Below are 924 nucleotides of genomic sequence, written 5' to 3'. Positions count from 1 at the left end.
TGAGTTCCGGATCGCGCCGCAACAGGGTGAGTTCCTTGTTGTACAGCACGGCGCCGGGGCTGCCCCCAAAGCGCGCCGCAGGCATGCGCCGGACGGCGGCGGCCGGGGCCGGCGGCGCCGCTTCCATCCGGCGGGACGCGATTTCGACAGCCACGGCGACGGCGCAAAGCGCCAGCGCCAGCATGAAGAGCAGCGGCGCCGGATCCCCCAGGAGCGCGCGCGCCGGCCAGTCGAACGGAAACGGCGGTGGGGTTTCCATCGCCTTCAATTGGGCGGCAACCCAGCGCGGCGCGAAATTGGGCGCCTGGCCCAGCGCGAACACGGCGGCGGCAAGGCCCACGCCAATCACCTGCGCCACCGTCTCGGAGCGCCGCGGCCCCAGCATGCGGTCCAGCAGCGTGGCAATCAGCAACGCCAGCGCCGTGGCGACCAGCGCCACCGCCACCAGCACCAGCGGCCCCGCCAGCCAGCGCCAGTGTCCCAGCGCGGCAGAGAACAGGAAGAACGGCAGCGTGAGCACCAGGAACGGCAGTGCCACCACGGCCTGCACGCCGGCGATCCGCGCCGCCATCACGCGGGTGGCGGGCAGCGGAGCCGACATCAGCAGCTCCAGCTCGCCTCGGTCGCGTCCCAGCCGCAGCACGTGGGCATAGGCCGAACTGACCATCACCAGCAGCAGCACGAGGAGCGCCGCGGCCACGCTGCCGATCGCAGCCGTCGGCATCATCGGCGACAGGCGCCACTGCCAGGCCAGCATGGCGCCAGCCACCAGCGGCAACAGCGCCAGCAGCATCACCGCCAGCAGCCGGCCAAAGCGGCCCTGCCGGCCGCGCGCGCGCACCCGCACATCGTGCCACAGTAACCACATGAGGCTGCCCGGCGGCAGGAGCGCCGGCACCAGCGGCGCCAAGGCGGGCGAAGCTG

The 924-nt window shown here is 73.1% G+C and carries 1 protein-coding gene; it reads right to left on the bottom strand.

The genetic code is table 11. The annotated features are described in order from the left end of the window. Positions 1 to 898, bottom strand: an 898-nt coding sequence (locus GJV64_RS14875) for a hypothetical protein (protein ID WP_205599667.1), incomplete at its 3' end; no start/stop codon positions are given. Positions 899 to 924: the final 26 nt, after the last annotated feature.

Origin of the sequence: Sandarakinorhabdus rubra, assembly GCF_010994245.1 — a bacterium.
GTDB classification, from domain to species: Bacteria; Pseudomonadota; Alphaproteobacteria; order Sphingomonadales; family Sphingomonadaceae; genus Sandarakinorhabdus; species Sandarakinorhabdus rubra.
This window is presented reverse-complemented; position numbering and strand designations above follow the sequence as displayed.